The following is a 17,945-nucleotide window of genomic DNA, read 5'->3' as shown; positions in this document are numbered from 1 at the left end:
CTTTAGGTATTGATATCTATTATTCTATGAGGGATCCGGCTAAAGGGGTTTACGGCCTGCATGCAGCCGTCAGACACCTGCATATTCTGTGCAAGCGTGGATAGTGAGTACCCTCCTCGGAAATCAACAATATTGAACAGAAACAAGTTTAAAAAAAATAATAGAAACGTATAAAAGGCACTCATTCCGTCCATGATGGTAATACTATTTAACCTGGAGGGGATGAAGCATGAAAAAAGGTACAGTTAAGCAGATTCTATTAATTACTGACGGTTGTTCGAATCAAGGGGAAGATCCAATTGCAATGGCAGCTCTTGCAAGAGAAGAAGGAATTACAGTCAATGTTATTGGAGTAATGGAACAAGATACAATTGATGAAAAAGGTATGCAGGAAATAGAAGGGATTGCAATGTCTGGTGGTGGTGTAAGTCAGGTTGTATACGCGCAGCAGCTATCTCAAACTGTTCAGATGGTAACTAGAAAAGGTATGACACAAACACTTCAAGGTGTGGTTAATAATGAATTAAAGCAAATACTAGGCTCTAATACATCGATGGAAGACTTGCCACCTGAAAAACGTGGAGAAGTGATGGAAATCGTTGACGAGCTTGGAGAAACAGTAGAATTAGAGGTGCTAGTATTAGTAGATACTAGCGCTAGTATGAAGTACAAGCTCCCAACTGTAAAAGAGGCATTACTAGACTTGTCTATTAGTCTTAATGCACGTATGGGAGATAATAGATTCTCTGTATTCGTATTTCCTGGGAAACGAAAAGAAGTAGAAAAGATACTAGATTGGACGCCTAGACTTGAATCTCTATCTTCTGTATTTCCGAAATTAACATCTGGAGGAATTACCCCAACGGGTCCTGCGATTCGTGAAGCACTATCGCACTTTGAGAAGAAACGATCATTAAGGAGTTTGATTTCCCGTGATGAACAATACATTGAAGAATCCGGCATGTAAAGCTTCTTCCGGAACTGTAATAACTGGAAAGTGGCATAAACAGTCCTACCGAATTTTAAAGCCATTAGGATACGGTGCAAATGGATATGTATATTTAGCGAGTAGTACTGCAGGGTTAGTTGCAATTAAGCTAAGTGATAATAATATGTCAATTACATCAGAGGTAAATGTATTACGACACTTTTCAAAGGTCCAAGAGTCTACACTTGGACCTTCTTTGCTAGATGTAGATGATTGGTTTCGTCCGGAATTAGGTAAGACAATTCCTTTTTATGTAATGGAATATGTTAAGGGGGAAAGCTTTTTAACATTTGTAAATGGAAGAGGGAGTGAATGGATTGGCATTCTTTCTTCTCAACTTCTACAAGATTTAGATAAATTACATTCAGCTGGTTGGGTATTTGGTGATTTGAAGCCTGACAATTTACTCGTGACGGGGCCACCTCCTAAGGTAAGATGGTTAGATGTTGGTGGAGTGACAGTGCAAGGTCGATCAATAAAGGAGTTCACAGAGTTTTTTGATCGAGGATACTGGGGGATGGGGACAAGGGTTGCAGAACCATCTTATGATATATTTGCTGTAGCTATGATAATGATCAATGCTTCATTGCAAAAGCGATTTAATAAAAGCGCCTCTGGTGGAGCCGGGCAATTAAAGGGTATTATTACAAGTACTTCCTCCTTGCAGAGGTTTGAGGATGTTCTTATGTATGCAATTGAAGGTAAATATACAAACGCATTAGATATGAGGAAAGATGTGATTGCAGCTATGAGTAATACTCGTACTGCAACACCAAAGTCTCAGTCTAATAGTAGACCAACTAAGCAACCGAAGCATACTGCCACAATGACGAGAAAAGGGCAGAAGATTGTAAAGAAGAAAAAAGGAAAAAAAGGTGCATTGGAGACGATTCTCATTTTTGTCTTTTTATTAGGTGCATATTTTCTATATGTATACGGGCAATTAATTTAACTTGGTGTAAAACAAAACAAATGATACGATAAATTTATGAGTAAAATTAAAAGAACGGAACGGTCTAGGCTATGATTGAAAAGGTAAAAAATTTCATAAGGAAACATCAATTACTTCCTTCAGATGTGACAATTGTTGTAGGTGTATCTGGTGGTCCAGATTCTCTTGCATTATTACATTTTCTCCACTCTATTAAAGAAAGAGAAGGGTGGCATATTGTAGCGGCACATGTCGACCATATGTTTAGAGGCAGACAATCAGAAGCTGAAATGAATTTCGTAAAGAATTATTGTAATCAGCACCAAATTCCTTGTGAAGCAACACAAATAAACGTGACAGAATACCAAGTGAACAAGAATCTATCTAGTCAAGTTGCAGCAAGAGAATGTCGATATCTCTTCTTTGCTGAAGTACTGAAAAAATACGATGCAAGCTATTTAGCATTAGCCCAACACGGTGATGACCAAGTTGAAACAATTCTAATGAGGTTGTTACGTGGAGCAACAGGGAAATCAGTGGCGGGAATCCAAGCAAAACGCAGCTTTGAAAATGGCTATGTGATCCGGCCTTTTTTGTCTGTCACGAAACAGGAAATATTACACTATTGTGAAGTGAATCACCTTGAGCCAAGGTTTGATCCTTCCAACGAAAAAGAAACATACACAAGAAATAGAATTAGGAAAGTGCTTTTACCTTTCTTAAAAAGCGAGAATCCAAACGTCCATACTCTGTTTCAACAGTTTAGTGAGAGACAACTAGAAGATCAAGCATATTTAGAGGAATTAACAATCAAAAGTATGAATACAGTTATTAAAAGGAAAAGTGCCATGGAATTGATCATCTCGATCCCAGATTTCTGTAATCAGCCTATTCCTTTACAAAGAAGAGGACTTCAACTAATATTAAACTATCTTTATAATGTTTTGCCGAATTCTTTAAGTTCTTTACATATTGAACAAATTTTTCATTTAATTACCAGCGGCCATCCTTCAGGGTATTTGACCTTCCCTAAAGGATTAATTGTGAAACGATCTTATGATTTTTGTATGTTTACGTTCCAAGAGGAAAAAGTAAATACATACTCGTATTTTTTGCACAAAGAGGACAAGGTATTGCTTCCTAACGGAGATGAGATGTTGGCGGTTGAAACGACTGAGTATCCGAAGGAATTAAACCTCAACATGTTCATTGTGAATCCTTTGGAAATTGAGTTTCCTTTATTAGTTAGAAGCCGCAGGCAGGGAGACAAAATTCAATTAAAAGGTATGAACGGATCGAGAAAATTAAAAGATATCTTTATTGATGCAAAAATACCGATTCACAATCGAGATTCATGGCCTGTTGTTGAGGATAGTGAAGGAAGAGTTCTTTGGTTACCAGGGCTTAAGAAATCGAGGTTTGAAACACCAGAGAACACGCAGTTATCATACATAGTATTGCAGTATAAAAGGCGATGAACATCTAGGAGGACCGTTAGTTATGCATGGAGAAATTGAAAAAGTTCTAATTTCAGAAGAAGAAATTCAAGCAAAAGCGAATGAACTAGGAGAAATACTTACGAAGGATTATGCAGACAAGTTCCCGTTAGCAATTGGCGTATTAAAGGGTGCAATGCCATTCATGGGTGATTTACTAAAACGAGTAAATACACACCTAGAGATGGATTTTATGGATGTGTCTAGTTACGGCAATTCAACCGTTTCTTCAGGGGAAGTAAAAATCATTAAAGATTTAAATACGTCTGTTGAAGGAAGAGACATTCTGATTATTGAAGATATTATCGACAGTGGTTTAACTTTAAGCTATTTAGTGGAATTATTTAAATACCGTAAAGCGAAGTCCATTAAGATTGTTACTCTTCTTGATAAACCAACAGGAAGAAAAGTGGATATAAAAGCTGACTATATCGGATTTATCGTTCCAGATGAGTTTGTAGTTGGATACGGTCTTGATTATGCAGAGAGATATCGTAACCTGCCTTATATAGGAGTTTTAAAGCCAGAAGTGTATCAAAATGCATAATGTGTAAAGTTTTGCGTATTTTAAAAGAGTTAGGACAAATGTAATCATTTGTAATGATTTATATCATTATGATAGTATTTTTAATATAGTTGTTCGCTGTGGGAGGAGGAAAGAGATGAATCGGATCTTCCGTAATACCATCTTTTATTTATTAATCTTTTTAGTTGTAATTGGGGTCGTTAGCTTCTTCAATGGTTCAGGTCAAAAAACTGAGGAATTAGACTATACTCAGTTGACTCAGTACATAGAAAAGGGAGAAGTTAAAAATATAACCATTCAGCCTAGACTTGCTGTATTAGAAGTACGTGGTCAGCTGAAGAGTTATAAGGAAGAGCAGTTTTTTGTAGCACATATCTTGAATAATAGTCCACAGATGGCTGAACATGTGGAAAACTTAGCTCGATCTGCAAAGGTTAAGATTATACCTGCAGAGGAAACTAGCGGATGGGTAACGTTCTTTACGTCAATCATTCCATTTGTCATCATCTTCATTTTATTCTTCTTTCTATTAAACCAAGCTCAAGGCGGCGGAAGTCGCGTAATGAACTTCGGTAAAAGTAAAGCAAAGCTTTATAGTGAAGAGAAGAAAAAGGTACGCTTTAAGGATGTAGCAGGAGCGGATGAAGAAAAGCAAGAATTAGTAGAAGTAGTTGAATTCTTGAAAGATCCGCGAAAGTTCGCTGAATTAGGCGCGAGAATTCCAAAGGGGATTTTATTAGTTGGACCTCCGGGAACTGGTAAAACGCTACTTGCACGAGCAGTTGCAGGGGAAGCAGGGGTGCCGTTCTTCTCAATCAGTGGTTCAGACTTCGTAGAAATGTTTGTCGGTGTTGGTGCTTCGCGTGTACGAGACTTATTCGAAAATGCAAAGAAGAACGCACCGTGTATTATCTTCATTGATGAAATCGATGCTGTTGGTCGTCAACGTGGCGCTGGTCTTGGCGGAGGTCATGATGAAAGAGAACAAACATTGAACCAATTATTAGTTGAAATGGATGGCTTCGGAGCAAACGAAGGAATTATTATTGTTGCTGCGACAAACCGACCAGATATTCTAGATCCTGCATTATTACGTCCTGGACGTTTTGACAGACAAATTACGGTAGATCGCCCAGATTTAAAAGGCCGTGAAGCAGTATTGCGTGTACATGCACGCAACAAGCCTTTGTCAGAAAAGGTTGATTTAAAAGCGATTGCAGCCCGTACACCAGGTTTCTCAGGTGCAGATTTAGAAAACCTTCTAAATGAAGCAGCATTAGTTGCTGCACGTCATAATAAGAAACAAATTGAAATTGATGATCTTGATGAAGCAACTGACCGTGTCATTGCAGGACCTGCAAAGAAAAGTCGTGTTATTTCCAAGAAAGAACGTAATATTGTTGCTTATCATGAGGCTGGACATACAGTAATCGGTTTAGTTCTTGATGAAGCAGATACTGTTCATAAAGTAACAATTGTACCGAGAGGGCAGGCTGGTGGTTATGCAGTCATGCTTCCAAAAGAAGACCGTTACTTTATGACAAAACCAGAATTACTAGATAAGATCACGGGATTATTAGGTGGTCGTGTGGCAGAGGAAATCGTATTTGGTGAAGTAAGTACTGGAGCTCACAACGATTTCCAACGAGCTACTGGTATTGCTCGTAAGATGGTCACGGAATACGGTATGAGTGACAAGCTTGGACCAATGCAGTTTGGTCAAGCGCAAGGTGGTCAGGTATTCCTAGGCAGAGATATTCATAATGAGCAAAACTACAGTGAAAAGATTGCCTATGAAATCGATACCGAAATTCAAACATTTATCAAAAATTCTTATGAACGAGCAAGACAAATTTTAACAGACAACCGAGATAAACTAGAGCTTGTTGCTCAAACGTTATTAGAGGTTGAAACGTTAGATGCAGCTCAAATTAAGCATCTATTTGAGAACGGAAAGCTTCCTGAAAGCAGTGAGCCCGATGCAACAACTGAATCGGAATCAGAAGCTGTAAAACCAACTACTGAAACAAAATCAGAAGATGTAAAGGTGAACATTAACACGAAGAAGGAAGACGAAGAAGAAAAGTAGAAGTTAAGGCTTATGCCTTAACTTCTTTTTTTGTTGATAATTTAACTGATGTTGATTGTTTGGAAAGGGCGAGACTACTTAGGAAGCAGGGTACAGGTGAGACCACACAGGAGCAGGAACAATGTGACCAAGTGGCTCAAGCCCTCTCTGCGGAAAGCGAGTGCCTTCCACGAAAATCAACAATATTATTTAACCGCCCCTTTTCGTAATAAAACCCATCGATTACGAAAACTGTCTTAGAGACTGAAGTTATGGTAAGATGAAGGGTGATTGGCAATAATTAAAATAGAGAAAACTAGAAGGTGATACGATGATTTTTGTGTTAGATGTAGGGAATACAAATACAGTACTCGGAGTATATGACCAAGATACATTAAAATATCATTGGAGAATCGAAACAAACCGTAATAAAACAGAAGATGAATATGGAATGCTTATTAAATCATTACTTGCACATGAAAACATTTCCTACTCAGATATAACAGGGATTATTATTTCATCTGTTGTTCCACCGATCATGTTTGCCCTAGAAAGAATGTGTAAAAAATATTTCAACTTAAATCCGCTTGTTGTCGGACCTGGTATTAAAACAGGCTTAAATATAAAGTATGAAAATCCTCGTGAGGTTGGTGCTGACCGTATTGTAAATGCAGTTGCAGGAATTGCTCAATATGGTAGTCCATTAATTATTGTAGATTTCGGGACAGCAACGACGTATTGCTACATAAACGAAGACAAAGAGTACATGGGTGGCGCAATTGCACCAGGGGTTAACATTTCAACAGAAGCCCTTTATTCAAAAGCGGCAAAACTTCCTCGTATTGAAATTGCTAGACCGGAAACAATTATTGGGAAAAACACAGTCACAGCAATGCAAGCAGGAATTGTGTATGGATATGTTGGACAAGTTGAGGGAATTGTACGACGTATGAAGGATGAATCCGGTACAAATCCTAGAGTTATTGCAACAGGTGGATTAGCTTCGTTAATTTCAAACGAATCAAACATTATTGATATTATTGATCCATTCTTAACATTAAAGGGGTTACATTTAATTTATTTACGCAACCAAAAGAACGACTAGAAAAGGGGTATGTAACTTGTCAGATTATTTAATTCGAGCACTTGCATATGATGCACAAGTACGTGCGTTTGCAGTACGTTCAACAGAAACAGTAAGTGAAGCACAACAACGCCACGATACGTGGCCAACTGCTTCAGCAGCTCTAGGTCGCGCAATGACTGCTGGCGTAATGATGGGTGCAATGTTAAAAGGAAATGATAAACTTACAATAAAAATTGAAGGTGGCGGACCTATCGGAGCTATTATTGTAGATAGTGATGGAACAGGCCGTGTTCGTGGTTATGTAACAAATCCACATGTGGATTTTGAATTGAATCAACACGGAAAGCTTGATGTAGCTAGAGCAGTTGGTCGAGATGGTAATTTATCGGTTGTAAAGGACCTTGGATTACGTGAACATTTTAGCGGACAAACACCGATAGTTTCTGGTGAACTGGGAGAAGACTTTACATATTACTTTGCGACTTCGGAACAAACAAATTCATCCGTTGGAGTGGGTGTACTAGTTAATCCCGATAAATCAATTTTAGCTTCGGGTGGATTTATCATTCAGCTGTTACCAGGTGTTACGGAGGAAACGATCTCAAGTATTGAAAAACGATTACAAACAATCGAGCCAATCTCTAAACTTGTACAAAGAGGTTTAACACCTGAAGAAATTCTTAAAGAAGTATTAGGCGAAGGGAACGTAAAGGTATTAGATAAAATGCCGATATCCTTCCATTGTCCGTGCTCAAAAGAAAGAATAGAAAGTGCAATTAAGAGCTTAGGTAAGGAAGAAATTGAAGATATGATTGAGAAAGATGGAAAAGCAGAAGCGCAATGTCATTTCTGTAACGAATCTTATCATATAAGTAAAGAAGAGCTTATATCTTTATTACCACAAGACTAGGAAGTATGGGGAGAGTTGAACGTGGCGAACAAAGGGGTATGGATAGTAGTATTTGTTTTAGTTGTAACAAACTGCTTAACACTTGCAATGTGGTTTAACAAGGAAAAAGTTGAAGTTCCTGCATCTGTAGAAACAGCATCTTCTACAGATGAGGTGGTAGCAACTGTTGGGGAACATAATATTACGAGACAAGAGTGGTTACATCAACTAGAAAAGCTTTATGGAAAAGATACGCTTCGTGAGGTTATAAATCGTGAAGTGATATATCAACTTGCTGATAAATATAATATAAAAGTTAGCGATGAGGTTATCGAGCAAGAATTAACAATGATCAAAGCAATGTATAACGCAGCTGATCATGAAACTCTAACAGATGAAGAAGAGTGGAGAAAGCAAATTGAATATAACTTATTGTTAGAAGAGATGTTAACGAAAGACGTTACAATTCTAGATGGAGATATTCAAAAGTTCTTTAAGGAAAATGAAAGTCTATATAAAATTCCTACTACGTATCATTTATCACATATTACGGTGAAGACAAAGGAAGAAGCAGATCAAGTAGTGGAAGAACTAAAAAACGGCTCTGATTTTGCTGTATTAGCGATGGAGAAATCAACTGATGAATTTTCATCTAACCAAGGTGGAGATTTAGGTTATTTATCAAAGGAAAGTGGTTTCTTACCTGAGAGATATATGGATTTGTTATCTTCACTGAAGCCTGCATCTTTCGAAGGTCCGATTCAAGTAGGAGATGAATATGCAATTGTATATTTACATGAAGTGATTGAAGGCAAGGAATACTCTTATGAGGATGTGAAAGATCACATTAGAAGACAGCTTGCACTTGGTCAAATTGAAGGAAGAGTGACTGCTGAGCAATTTTGGAATGAGATAGACGTAGAATGGTTTTATGAGGATGCGAAATAATTGACATTTCTCACATCCTTATACGATAATCTTTATATAACCTATAAAAATACTTGGTATTAGGGAGTGAGAGGAATGAGGGTAGCAAACTCAATTAATGAATTAATTGGTGAAACACCAGTTGTAAAGTTAAACAGATTAATCGACGAAGATATGGCAGATGTTTATTTAAAGCTTGAATATATGAATCCCGGGAGTAGTGTAAAAGACCGTATAGCATTGGCGATGGTTGAAACGGCAGAGAAGAACGGTACGTTAAAGCCAGGAGATACAATCATTGAACCTACCAGTGGTAATACTGGAATCGGATTAGCGATGGTTGCAGCTGCAAAAGGATATAAACTTATTGTTTCGATGCCTGAGACGATGAGTATGGAAAGACGGAACCTACTGCGTGCTTATGGAGCAGAGATTGAACTTACTCCTGGCTCAGAAGGAATGAACGGGGCTGTAAAAAGAGCAGAAGAACTTGCAAATGAAAAAGGGTACTTCATGCCTCAACAGTTTAAAAATGAGGCGAATCCAGAGGTGCATCGCTTAACAACTGGCCCAGAGATTGTAAAGCAAATGGGTGAACAGTTAGATGCGTTTATCGCAGGAATCGGAACAGGTGGAACCATCACAGGTGCTGGGGAAGTGTTAAAGCAAAACTATCCCAACATTAAGTTATATGCTGTAGAACCAGCTGACTCACCAATTTTAGCGGGAGGCAAACCAGGTCCTCATAAAATCCAAGGAATTGGCGCTAACTTCGTTCCGGATGTATTAAATACTTCCGTCTATGATGAAATTATTCATGTAAAGAATGAAGAAGCATTTGACTATGCAAGACGTGCTGCACGCCAAGAAGGAATCCTCGGTGGAATTTCCTCGGGTGCTGCAATCTTCGCAGCACTAAAAGTTGCAAAAGAACTAGGAAAAGGCAAAAAAGTAATGGCCATCATCCCAAGTAACGGCGAAAGATATTTAAGCACACCATTATACCAATTCGAAGAATAACAAAAAGTAGAACAACCTTTTGGATTAAGGTTGTTCTTTTTTTGGTTTTATGGTGCCAGGTACTTGTCGAATTTTCTTTATCCTAAAGATATAGATGTGGTATTACGATGAATCGTGTAAAATAATTGTTAGTACTAGAAATAATCTATAAGGATGTGGGGAAATGGGGAAAAAGTATCCATTTTACATTAAAATCAATATGAACAAAGATAAATGGTTTCCTCAGTTTCGCTTGTTAAGTAAAAATTATACTCATGCTGCGCTCCTAGAGAGTGGACGTGGTGGTAAGTATAGTATTATGGGTTTTGAGCCGGTTGCAATTATGAACGGAAAAAATAACAAGTTGCATATAACAATGAATGAAAATACTACGACAATCGAGGGAAATCCATTACATGAAATGGGAAAATGGATGGAGCAGTTCCAAATAGAACAAAATCCTGAGCTACCAGATTTTCAAAGTGGTGCAATTGGCTTTATTAGCTACGATTATGCTAGATACATTGAAAAATTGCCGAGCATCTCTGAAGACGATCTAAATACTCCAGATTTATATTTTATGATTTTTGATGAAGTCTTTATATACGAACACGAAAATGAGGCATTGTACATCGTTACATGCATGGATGAAGACCTTGGGAAGGTGGCTCATCACAGACTAAATCAATTGAAAGACCAATGGTTGCAAGCTGATGATCCAAACCATAGTGAACATGCACAAAAATCTATACAAAATGATCTTCACGTATCGTTAACGGATGAAGAATTTAAAAATGCAGTAAATAAAGTTCAAGAATATATATCACAAGGTGATATTTTTCAAGTCAACTTATCTGTTAGACAATCTCAAAAGCTTCATGTAGAACCAATTGATGTATATAGCTCACTGCGAGATATCAATCCGTCTCCCTACATGGCCTATATTCATACACCTGACTTTCAAATTGTATCTGGTTCCCCTGAATTGCTTGTGAAAAAGTCGGGGAAGGTGTTAAGCACTAGACCGATTGCGGGGACACGTTCAAGAGGTATTAATGAAGAGGAAGATGAAAAGCTTGCGAAAGAGCTCATTGAAAATGAAAAGGAACGAGCAGAGCATGTCATGTTAGTGGATTTAGAAAGAAATGACCTAGGAAAGGTATGCAAGTACGGAACCGTAGAAGTAGATGAATTTATGGTCATTGAGCGCTACTCTCATGTAATGCATATTGTATCCAATGTAAAGGGTGAACTAGCGGATCAATATGATGCATATGATGTAATCGATGCTGTATTTCCAGGAGGAACAATCACAGGTGCTCCGAAAGTTAGAACGATGGAAATTATCGAAGAATTAGAGCCGGTTAGACGTGGAATTTATACAGGCTCAATTGGTTGGATTGGTTATAATGGAGATATGGAGTTAAACATCACAATTCGAACGATGATGGTTTCTAATGATCAAGCATATATCCAAGCTGGAGCAGGAGTAGTCATTGATTCAAACCCATCTTATGAATACAAAGAGTCCTTGAAAAAGGCAAAAGCTTTATGGAGAGCAAAAGAAGTAGCAGAAGAGAATGTGAAGGTAACAATTAGCTGAGTAGAGGAGAGAAGAGAAGATGATTTTAATGATTGATAACTATGATTCTTTTACATTTAATTTAGTTCAATATTTAGGTGAACTAGGACAAGAGCTTGTCGTAAGAAGGAACGATAAAATTAAAATCGAGGAAATTGAACAATTAGCTCCCAAATTTTTAATGATTTCACCTGGACCGTGCAGTCCGAATGAAGCTGGAATTAGTCTCGAGGCAATCTCCTATTTTGCTGGGAAGATACCGATTTTCGGTGTTTGTCTTGGTCATCAATCGATTGCTCAAGTATTCGGAGGAGAAGTAGTCAGAGCAGAGCGATTAATGCACGGCAAAACATCACCGATTTATCATGATGGCAAAACAATCTATAACGGATTAGAACAACCTTTTACAGCTACCAGATATCACTCACTTATTGTAAAAAAAGATACATTACCAGATGTATTAGAAGTTACAGCCTGGACAGAAGAAGAGGAAATAATGGGATTGCGCCATAAAACGTTACCTATTGAAGGTGTTCAATTCCATCCGGAATCCATCATGACATCTGCTGGGAAAATTCTTTTACAAAACTTTATCGAAACATATGGGGGAACGAAAATTACGTCATGTACATCTATTTAAATGGCCAAATTGTATCGGACGAGGAAGCGAAAATCTCCGTTTTTGATCATGGATATATGTATGGCCTTGGTTTATTCGAGACATTTCGGGTGTACCAAGGCCACCCTTTTTTGCTTTTTGAACATTTAGATCGACTTCGAAAGGGATTAAAAGAATTACAGATCAACTGGGCGATGACCAACGAACAAGTTTATAAAATAGTAAATGACTTACTTGAAAAAAATAATCTACAGGATGCTTACATGAGGTTGAATATTTCCGCTGGGGATGAGGGGTTGGGATTAACAACAGAGCCGTATGAACAACCAACAATGATTATGTACATAAAATCAATCCCACCTAAGAGTGTAGAGAAGAAAGGTAAGATCCTTAAAACGATTCGCAACACACCTGAAGGTACAGAACGTTTAAAATCACATCATTACTTGAATAATATTCTTGGAAAACGAGAACTTGGACAAGCAGTTGACATAGAAGGAATTTTTCTAACGAAAGAAGGCTATATTGCTGAGGGTGTTGTTTCAAATATATTCTGGGTGAAGAACGATATAGTTTATACACCTTCTACTGAAACAGGTATATTAAACGGAATTACGAGGAAGTTTATCTTAAGCTTGTTACGAGAAAAAGCTATTCCTTATATAGAAGGGTTTTATAAACTGGAGGATATACTAGCTGGGGAAGAAGTATTCATTACAAACTCTATACAAGAGATTGTATCTCTCACTCAAGTGAATGATACGAAGTTCCCGGGTGGAAACGGAAAGTTCGTTAAATTATTAATGACCGATTATAACAAATGGAAAGGAACCCTTCTTTCCTTAAGAGAGTTACGAGAGGATTGATTGAATGAAATATTCAACCATTACATGTGATCAGTACAATTTAGATGTAAATCAGAAGACGTTGATTATGGGTATTTTAAATGTAACACCAGACTCCTTTTCAGATGGTGGTAGTTATAATCAAATTTCAAATGCGATTGAACATGCAAAAGAGATGATTGAAGAGGGTGCAGATATCATTGATATTGGCGGAGAATCTACTAGACCTGGCTATACAGTAGTCTCAGCCGAAGAAGAGATTAAACGAACAATACCTGTTATTAAGGAACTGGCAAAACAAATTAACGTTCCAATCTCCATTGATACATACAAATCTGAGGTGGCAAAACAAGCAGTAGAAGCAGGAGCGCATATCATTAATGATATATGGGGAGCAAAAGCGGATCCCAAAATGGCTAAGCTAGCTGCTCATTACAACGTACCAATCATCTTAATGCATAATCGGGATAACAAAAACTATACGAACTTAATGAACGATGTAATCACTGATTTAATAGAAAGTATTGAAATTTGCAAGAACGCCGGAGTAAAAGACGAACAAATCATACTAGACCCAGGCATCGGTTTTGCTAAAAACTTTGAAATGAATATAGAAGTTATGCAAAATCTAGATCGAATTTCTGATCTTGGTTACCCTGTTTTATTAGGAACATCAAGAAAATCATTTATCGGTCAAATCTTAGATGTACCTCCAATTGAAAGAATGGAAGGAACAGGGGCTACAGTTTGTCTTGGTATACAAAAGGGTTGTCATATTATGCGTGTGCATGATGTGAAATCAATTTCTAAAATGACAAAGGTCATGGATGTATTAGTAGGGAAAGGGGAGAATAGCTCATGGATAAAATAGAACTGAATGAGATGCTATTTTATGGTTACCACGGAGTCCTTCCAGAGGAGACGAAGATCGGACAACGCTTCAATGTCAGCTTATCCTTATCCATTGATCTATCAAAAGCGGGTAAAAGCGATAATCTTCAAGACACAGTTAATTATGCAGAAGTATATACTCTTTGCCGAAAGATTGTAGAGGGAGAACCGAAGAAGCTAGTAGAAGCAGTAGCAGAATCAATTTGTGAACAAGTCCTAGCTACGTTCCCTTTAATTCAAGAATGCACAATAAAACTAGTAAAGCCGGATCCGCCAATTCCAGGATATTATAAATCGGTGAGTATTGTATTAACGAGAGGTAGAATATGAACAATCGAGCTTTTATCGGCTTAGGATCAAATATTCAAGATAGACTAGGGTTCTTAAGAATTGCCATTCAAACATTATCTGAGCATCCGGAAATCCAAGTAGTAAATTATTCCTCTATTTATGATACAGATCCTGTGGGATATACAGATCAAGATTCATTTTTAAATATGGTAGTGGAAATTAACACCAACTTACCACCCGATGAATTGCTTAAAACTATATTAGAAGTAGAACGACAGCTTGGTAGGAAAAGGGAACTAAAATGGGGACCGCGAACTTTAGACCTTGACATTTTGATGTATAACCAAGAAAATATTGAGGATGAAGAGCTAATCGTACCTCACCCTAGAATGAGTGAGAGAGCATTTGTTATGATACCGCTTATGGAGATTGATCCTGAGCTTTCAATAAAGGGAGTTATGATCGGGCATATAGTAAATGAACTAAAAGATAGAGAAGGGGTTCAAATATGGAAGCAGAAAAGTGGGGAAGACGTATTCGAGCTTTTCGCAAACTAAAGGGATTTACCCAAGAAAGCTTTGCGAAGAATATCGGCATTTCTGTATCTATTCTCGGAGAGGTTGAACGGGGAAATCGCACGCCGAGTGAAGAGCTTCTTAATGAAGTGGCAAAAGTGTTAAACGTTACAGTTGATGACCTTGCACCTAAAGAATAGTAAACAGGAGGTAGTACGATGTTAAAAATCGGTAACATCCAAATGAAAAACCAAGTTGTACTAGCTCCAATGGCTGGAGTTTGTAATGCTGCATTCCGTCTTACTGTAAAGGAATTCGGAGCAGGGTTAGTATGTGCAGAAATGGTTAGTGATAAAGCAATACTTTATAAAAATGCTAAAACAATGGGTATGTTATATATCGATGAGCAAGAAAAGCCATTAAGCTTACAAATTTTCGGTGGAGAAAAAGATACGTTAGTAGAAGCAGCTAAGTTTGTTGATAAAAACACAACGGCAGACATTATCGATATCAACATGGGTTGTCCTGTACCCAAAATCACAAAGTGTGATGCTGGTGCAAAATGGCTGCTAGATCCGAATAAGATTTACGAAATGGTAGCAGCTGTAGCGAATGCCGTTGATAAGCCAGTTACGGTTAAAATGCGTATGGGCTGGGATGATGACCATATTTACGCTGTAGAGAATGCTAGAGCGGTAGAACGCGCAGGTGGTCAAGCGGTTGCTCTTCATGGAAGAACAAGAGTTCAGATGTACGAAGGTAAAGCAAACTGGGATATCATCAAAGAAGTAAAACAATCAGTCAACATTCCAGTAATCGGAAATGGTGACATACAAACACCACAAGATGCAAAAAGAATGTTAGAGGAAACAGGTGTTGACGGAGTCATGATCGGTCGTGCAGCATTAGGAAACCCTTGGATGATTTATCAAACAGTTAAGTATCTAGAAACAGGAGAGTTAATTGATGAACCTTCTGTACGCGAGAAAATAGACGTTTGTCTATTACACTTAGATCGTTTAATTGGATTAAAAGGTGAAAAGGTAGCGGTTAGAGAAATGAGAAAGCATGCTGCTTGGTACTTAAAAGGTATCAGAGGGAATGCGAAGGTTCGTAACGGAATTAACGAAATGAATACAAGAAGCGACTTAGCTAGCTTGCTATTTCAACTTGTAGAAGAAACAGAAGTAAACGCAGAAAAACAAATCAACGTTGGCTAATACGTTGACTTCACTTCTAGACTAACCTATAATACCCATAAAGAAGAGTAGTACTGCCAGTGTATAACTGGCAGTTTTTATTCATTTATAAACGATAAACAGAACTTAATAATCGTAATCATGTGCTAACCTATAGAGAGGGAAACGAACCTTCTCTAAAGAATAGTTTATATACTAAAAGCTTGGAGTGAGACTGATGAGTTTTGAAGAATTGAATGACCAGTTAAAGGTACGTAGAGAGAAATTACATAAGCTCCGTGAAAAAGGATTAGATCCATTTGGTAAGAGATTTGATCGTACACATACATCAAAAGAATTATTAGAGCAATATGGAAATAAAACAAAAGAAGAACTAGATGAGCTAGCTATTAAAACGACTATTGCAGGGCGTATTATGACAAAGCGTGGAAAAGGAAAAGCGGGATTCACGCACATTCAAGATTTAACAGGAAAGATTCAGCTTTATGTAAGACAAGATGCAGTTGGAGAAGAAGCGTATGAAGTATTTGATACAGCTGACCTTGGTGATATCGTAGGTGTAACGGGCACGGTATTCAAAACACAAGTAGGCGAATTATCAATTAAAGTAGGTTTTTTTGAACTGTTAACGAAATCATTAAAGCCACTTCCTGAAAAGTACCACGGTTTAAAAGATGTTGAACAACGTTACCGTCAACGTTACCTAGATTTAATCATGAATCCAGAAAGCCGTGATACGTTTATTACGAGAAGTAAAATCATCCAATCGATGAGAAGATACCTGGACGATCAAGGATACTTAGAAGTGGAAACACCAACGATGCATTCCATTGCAGGTGGTGCATCTGCTCGTCCATTCATCACCCATCACAACGCTCTAGATATGACCCTTTATATGCGTATCGCAATTGAACTTCATCTAAAACGACTAATTGTTGGTGGTTTAGAAAAAGTATATGAAATTGGGCGTGTATTTAGAAACGAAGGAATTTCAACAAGACATAATCCAGAGTTCACAATGCTTGAACTGTATGCTGCATATGCAGACTTCCAGGATATTATGATACTTACTGAGAATGTAATTGCTCATATTGCTAAGGAAGTATTAGGTACAACAACGGTTACGTATGGTGAACACACAGTAAACTTAGAGCCACAGTGGAAGAGATTGCACATGGTAGATGCTGTTAAAGAATATACAGGTGTAGATTTCTGGAAAGAGATGTCGGTAGAAGAAGCAAGACAATTAGCAAAAGACCATGGTATCCAAATTACAGAACACATGTTATATGGACATATAGTTAACGAATTCTTCGAGCAAAAGGTAGAGGAAAACTTAATTCAGCCAACTTTCATTTATGGACATCCAGTTGAAATTTCACCTCTTGCAAAGAAAAATCCGGAAGATCCGAGATTCACAGACCGTTTCGAATTATTCATTGTTGCAAGAGAACATGCAAATGCATTTACTGAGCTTAATGATCCAATCGATCAAAAGGAACGCTTTGAAGCACAATTAAAAGAAAAAGAGCAAGGGAACGATGAAGCACATGAAATGGATGAAGATTTCATCGAAGCATTAGAATACGGTATGCCACCAACAGGTGGTCTAGGTATTGGAATCGATCGTTTAGTAATGCTATTAACGAACTCTCCTTCTATTAGAGACGTTCTATTATTCCCGCAAATGAGACATAAGGAAACAAATAAATCAGAGTAATGCTAAAAGCCCTGCTATAATTGCAGGGCTTTTTATTGTTTATTTGTTAACTATATAATGGAGTCTTAAGTAAATCCTGATGAAAAATACGCTTAAGAATAAGATACTTAACTGGGATATTATACTAGTTGCAATTAGGTTGTATACTTGGTATATTTAATCTCGTTCTCGAAAAAAATATAACGTCTTTAAAACAGAAAAAACTTTAAAAAAAAGGTTGACCTTCGAAATGTAAGGTGTTATATTTATAAAGTCGCTTTTGGGCGATTGATAAAAAAGTTCTTTGAAAACTAAACAAAACGTCAAGCGTGTTGGTTTAATACCAACGCAAAATTTTTAAAAACTATCTATTTAATAGATAGCCAGCAAGTA

General features: G+C 37.5%; 18 protein-coding genes. All 18 read left to right on the top strand.

Translation table 11 applies throughout. The features are described 5' to 3' along the window. Nucleotides 1–229 precede the first annotated feature (229 nt). On the top strand, nt 230–967 hold the full coding sequence (locus tag JR050_RS00090) for a vWA domain-containing protein (protein ID WP_204201504.1): 738 nt from the start codon (nt 230–232) through the stop codon (nt 965–967). Continuing rightward, nucleotides 936–1,940, top strand: coding sequence for a protein kinase domain-containing protein (locus JR050_RS00085; protein ID WP_239454002.1), 1,005 nt, complete (start codon nt 936–938; stop codon nt 1,938–1,940). The genes JR050_RS00090 and JR050_RS00085 overlap by 32 nt, the downstream gene beginning before the upstream one ends. Nucleotides 1,941–2,011: 71 nt before the next feature. Next, the gene (tilS, locus tag JR050_RS00080) at nt 2,012–3,397 is read left to right on the top strand and encodes a tRNA lysidine(34) synthetase TilS (protein ID WP_204201502.1); all 1,386 of its coding nucleotides are present in this window, start codon (nt 2,012–2,014) and stop codon (nt 3,395–3,397) included. Between the two features lie 22 nt (nt 3,398–3,419). Further along, the gene (hpt, locus tag JR050_RS00075) at nt 3,420–3,962 is read left to right on the top strand and encodes a hypoxanthine phosphoribosyltransferase (protein WP_204201501.1); all 543 of its coding nucleotides are present in this window, start codon (nt 3,420–3,422) and stop codon (nt 3,960–3,962) included. 115 nt (nt 3,963–4,077) lie between these two features. After that, nucleotides 4,078–6,030, top strand: a complete 1,953-nt coding sequence (ftsH, locus tag JR050_RS00070) for an ATP-dependent zinc metalloprotease FtsH (protein ID WP_204201500.1) — start codon at nt 4,078–4,080, stop codon at nt 6,028–6,030. A 310-nt stretch (nt 6,031–6,340) separates the two neighbouring features. After that, nucleotides 6,341–7,114, top strand: a complete 774-nt coding sequence (locus tag JR050_RS00065) for a type III pantothenate kinase (protein WP_204201499.1) — start codon at nt 6,341–6,343, stop codon at nt 7,112–7,114. A gap of 16 nt (nt 7,115–7,130) precedes the next feature. After that, nucleotides 7,131–8,006: an Hsp33 family molecular chaperone HslO gene (hslO, locus tag JR050_RS00060; protein ID WP_204201498.1), complete on the top strand. Its 876-nt coding sequence runs from the start codon at nt 7,131–7,133 to the stop codon at nt 8,004–8,006. Nucleotides 8,007–8,027: 21 nt separating this feature from the next. Next, nucleotides 8,028–8,933, top strand: coding sequence for a peptidyl-prolyl cis-trans isomerase (locus tag JR050_RS20630; RefSeq protein ID WP_204201497.1), 906 nt, complete (start codon nt 8,028–8,030; stop codon nt 8,931–8,933). Nucleotides 8,934–9,008: 75 nt separating this feature from the next. Continuing rightward, a complete protein-coding gene (gene cysK, locus JR050_RS00050; RefSeq protein ID WP_204201496.1) occupies nt 9,009–9,932 on the top strand; it encodes a cysteine synthase A in 924 nt (307 codons plus the stop codon). 163 nt (nt 9,933–10,095) lie between these two features. Further along, entirely contained in the window at nt 10,096–11,514 is a 1,419-nt protein-coding gene (gene pabB / locus JR050_RS00045) for an aminodeoxychorismate synthase, component I (protein WP_204201495.1), read from the top strand. Nucleotides 11,515–11,533: 19 nt separating this feature from the next. After that, nucleotides 11,534–12,133 carry an aminodeoxychorismate/anthranilate synthase component II gene (pabA, locus tag JR050_RS00040; RefSeq protein ID WP_204201494.1) on the top strand — a complete coding sequence of 200 codons (600 nt, stop codon included), beginning with the start codon at nt 11,534–11,536 and terminating at the stop codon, nt 12,131–12,133. Beyond that, the gene (gene pabC, locus JR050_RS00035) at nt 12,118–12,978 is read left to right on the top strand and encodes an aminodeoxychorismate lyase (RefSeq protein WP_204201493.1); all 861 of its coding nucleotides are present in this window, start codon (nt 12,118–12,120) and stop codon (nt 12,976–12,978) included. Before pabA ends, pabC begins: the two co-directional genes overlap by 16 nt. A gap of 4 nt (nt 12,979–12,982) precedes the next feature. Beyond that, nucleotides 12,983–13,828 (top strand): dihydropteroate synthase, encoded by an 846-nt coding sequence (gene folP, locus JR050_RS00030; protein WP_204201492.1) that lies wholly within the window; start codon nt 12,983–12,985, stop codon nt 13,826–13,828. Next, complete coding sequence (gene folB / locus JR050_RS00025) at nt 13,816–14,178, top strand: dihydroneopterin aldolase (protein WP_204201491.1); 363 nt, start codon at nt 13,816–13,818, stop codon at nt 14,176–14,178. Before folP ends, folB begins: the two co-directional genes overlap by 13 nt. After that, nucleotides 14,175–14,696, top strand: coding sequence for a 2-amino-4-hydroxy-6-hydroxymethyldihydropteridine diphosphokinase (folK, locus tag JR050_RS00020; protein WP_204201490.1), 522 nt, complete (start codon nt 14,175–14,177; stop codon nt 14,694–14,696). The genes folB and folK overlap by 4 nt, the downstream gene beginning before the upstream one ends. Beyond that, a complete protein-coding gene (locus JR050_RS00015) occupies nt 14,648–14,854 on the top strand; it encodes a helix-turn-helix domain-containing protein (RefSeq protein WP_204201489.1) in 207 nt (68 codons plus the stop codon). The genes folK and JR050_RS00015 overlap by 49 nt, the downstream gene beginning before the upstream one ends. An 18-nt stretch (nt 14,855–14,872) precedes the next feature. Next, nucleotides 14,873–15,874 carry a tRNA dihydrouridine synthase DusB gene (dusB, locus tag JR050_RS00010; RefSeq protein ID WP_204201488.1) on the top strand — a complete coding sequence of 334 codons (1,002 nt, stop codon included), beginning with the start codon at nt 14,873–14,875 and terminating at the stop codon, nt 15,872–15,874. A gap of 196 nt (nt 15,875–16,070) precedes the next feature. Further along, nucleotides 16,071–17,573, top strand: coding sequence for a lysine--tRNA ligase (gene lysS / locus JR050_RS00005; protein WP_204201487.1), 1,503 nt, complete (start codon nt 16,071–16,073; stop codon nt 17,571–17,573). Nucleotides 17,574–17,945 lie beyond the last annotated feature (372 nt).

Origin of the sequence: Bacillus suaedaesalsae (genome assembly GCF_016890225.1) — a bacterium.
Lineage (GTDB): Bacteria > Bacillota > Bacilli > Bacillales > SA4 > Bacillus_BS > Bacillus_BS suaedaesalsae.
This window is presented reverse-complemented; position numbering and strand designations above follow the sequence as displayed.

What these genes read in the sequence shown, in the direction of transcription:
- dusB (WP_204201488.1), top strand. Translation starts at nt 14,873, where the DNA reads ATGTTAAAAATCGGTAACATCCAAATGAAAAACCAAGTTGTACTAGCT.
- JR050_RS00015 (WP_204201489.1), top strand. Translation starts at nt 14,648, where the DNA reads ATGGAAGCAGAAAAGTGGGGAAGACGTATTCGAGCTTTTCGCAAACTA.
- pabA (WP_204201494.1), top strand. Translation starts at nt 11,534, where the DNA reads ATGATTTTAATGATTGATAACTATGATTCTTTTACATTTAATTTAGTT.
- folK (WP_204201490.1), top strand. Translation starts at nt 14,175, where the DNA reads ATGAACAATCGAGCTTTTATCGGCTTAGGATCAAATATTCAAGATAGA.
- JR050_RS00085 (WP_239454002.1), top strand. Translation starts at nt 936, where the DNA reads ATGAACAATACATTGAAGAATCCGGCATGTAAAGCTTCTTCCGGAACT.
- folB (WP_204201491.1), top strand. Translation starts at nt 13,816, where the DNA reads ATGGATAAAATAGAACTGAATGAGATGCTATTTTATGGTTACCACGGA.
- pabB (WP_204201495.1), top strand. Translation starts at nt 10,096, where the DNA reads ATGGGGAAAAAGTATCCATTTTACATTAAAATCAATATGAACAAAGAT.
- hpt (WP_204201501.1), top strand. Translation starts at nt 3,420, where the DNA reads ATGCATGGAGAAATTGAAAAAGTTCTAATTTCAGAAGAAGAAATTCAA.
- lysS (WP_204201487.1), top strand. Translation starts at nt 16,071, where the DNA reads ATGAGTTTTGAAGAATTGAATGACCAGTTAAAGGTACGTAGAGAGAAA.
- JR050_RS00065 (WP_204201499.1), top strand. Translation starts at nt 6,341, where the DNA reads ATGATTTTTGTGTTAGATGTAGGGAATACAAATACAGTACTCGGAGTA.
- tilS (WP_204201502.1), top strand. Translation starts at nt 2,012, where the DNA reads ATGATTGAAAAGGTAAAAAATTTCATAAGGAAACATCAATTACTTCCT.
- JR050_RS00090 (WP_204201504.1), top strand. Translation starts at nt 230, where the DNA reads ATGAAAAAAGGTACAGTTAAGCAGATTCTATTAATTACTGACGGTTGT.
- folP (WP_204201492.1), top strand. Translation starts at nt 12,983, where the DNA reads ATGAAATATTCAACCATTACATGTGATCAGTACAATTTAGATGTAAAT.
- pabC (WP_204201493.1), top strand. Translation starts at nt 12,118, where the DNA reads ATGTACATCTATTTAAATGGCCAAATTGTATCGGACGAGGAAGCGAAA.
- ftsH (WP_204201500.1), top strand. Translation starts at nt 4,078, where the DNA reads ATGAATCGGATCTTCCGTAATACCATCTTTTATTTATTAATCTTTTTA.
- cysK (WP_204201496.1), top strand. Translation starts at nt 9,009, where the DNA reads ATGAGGGTAGCAAACTCAATTAATGAATTAATTGGTGAAACACCAGTT.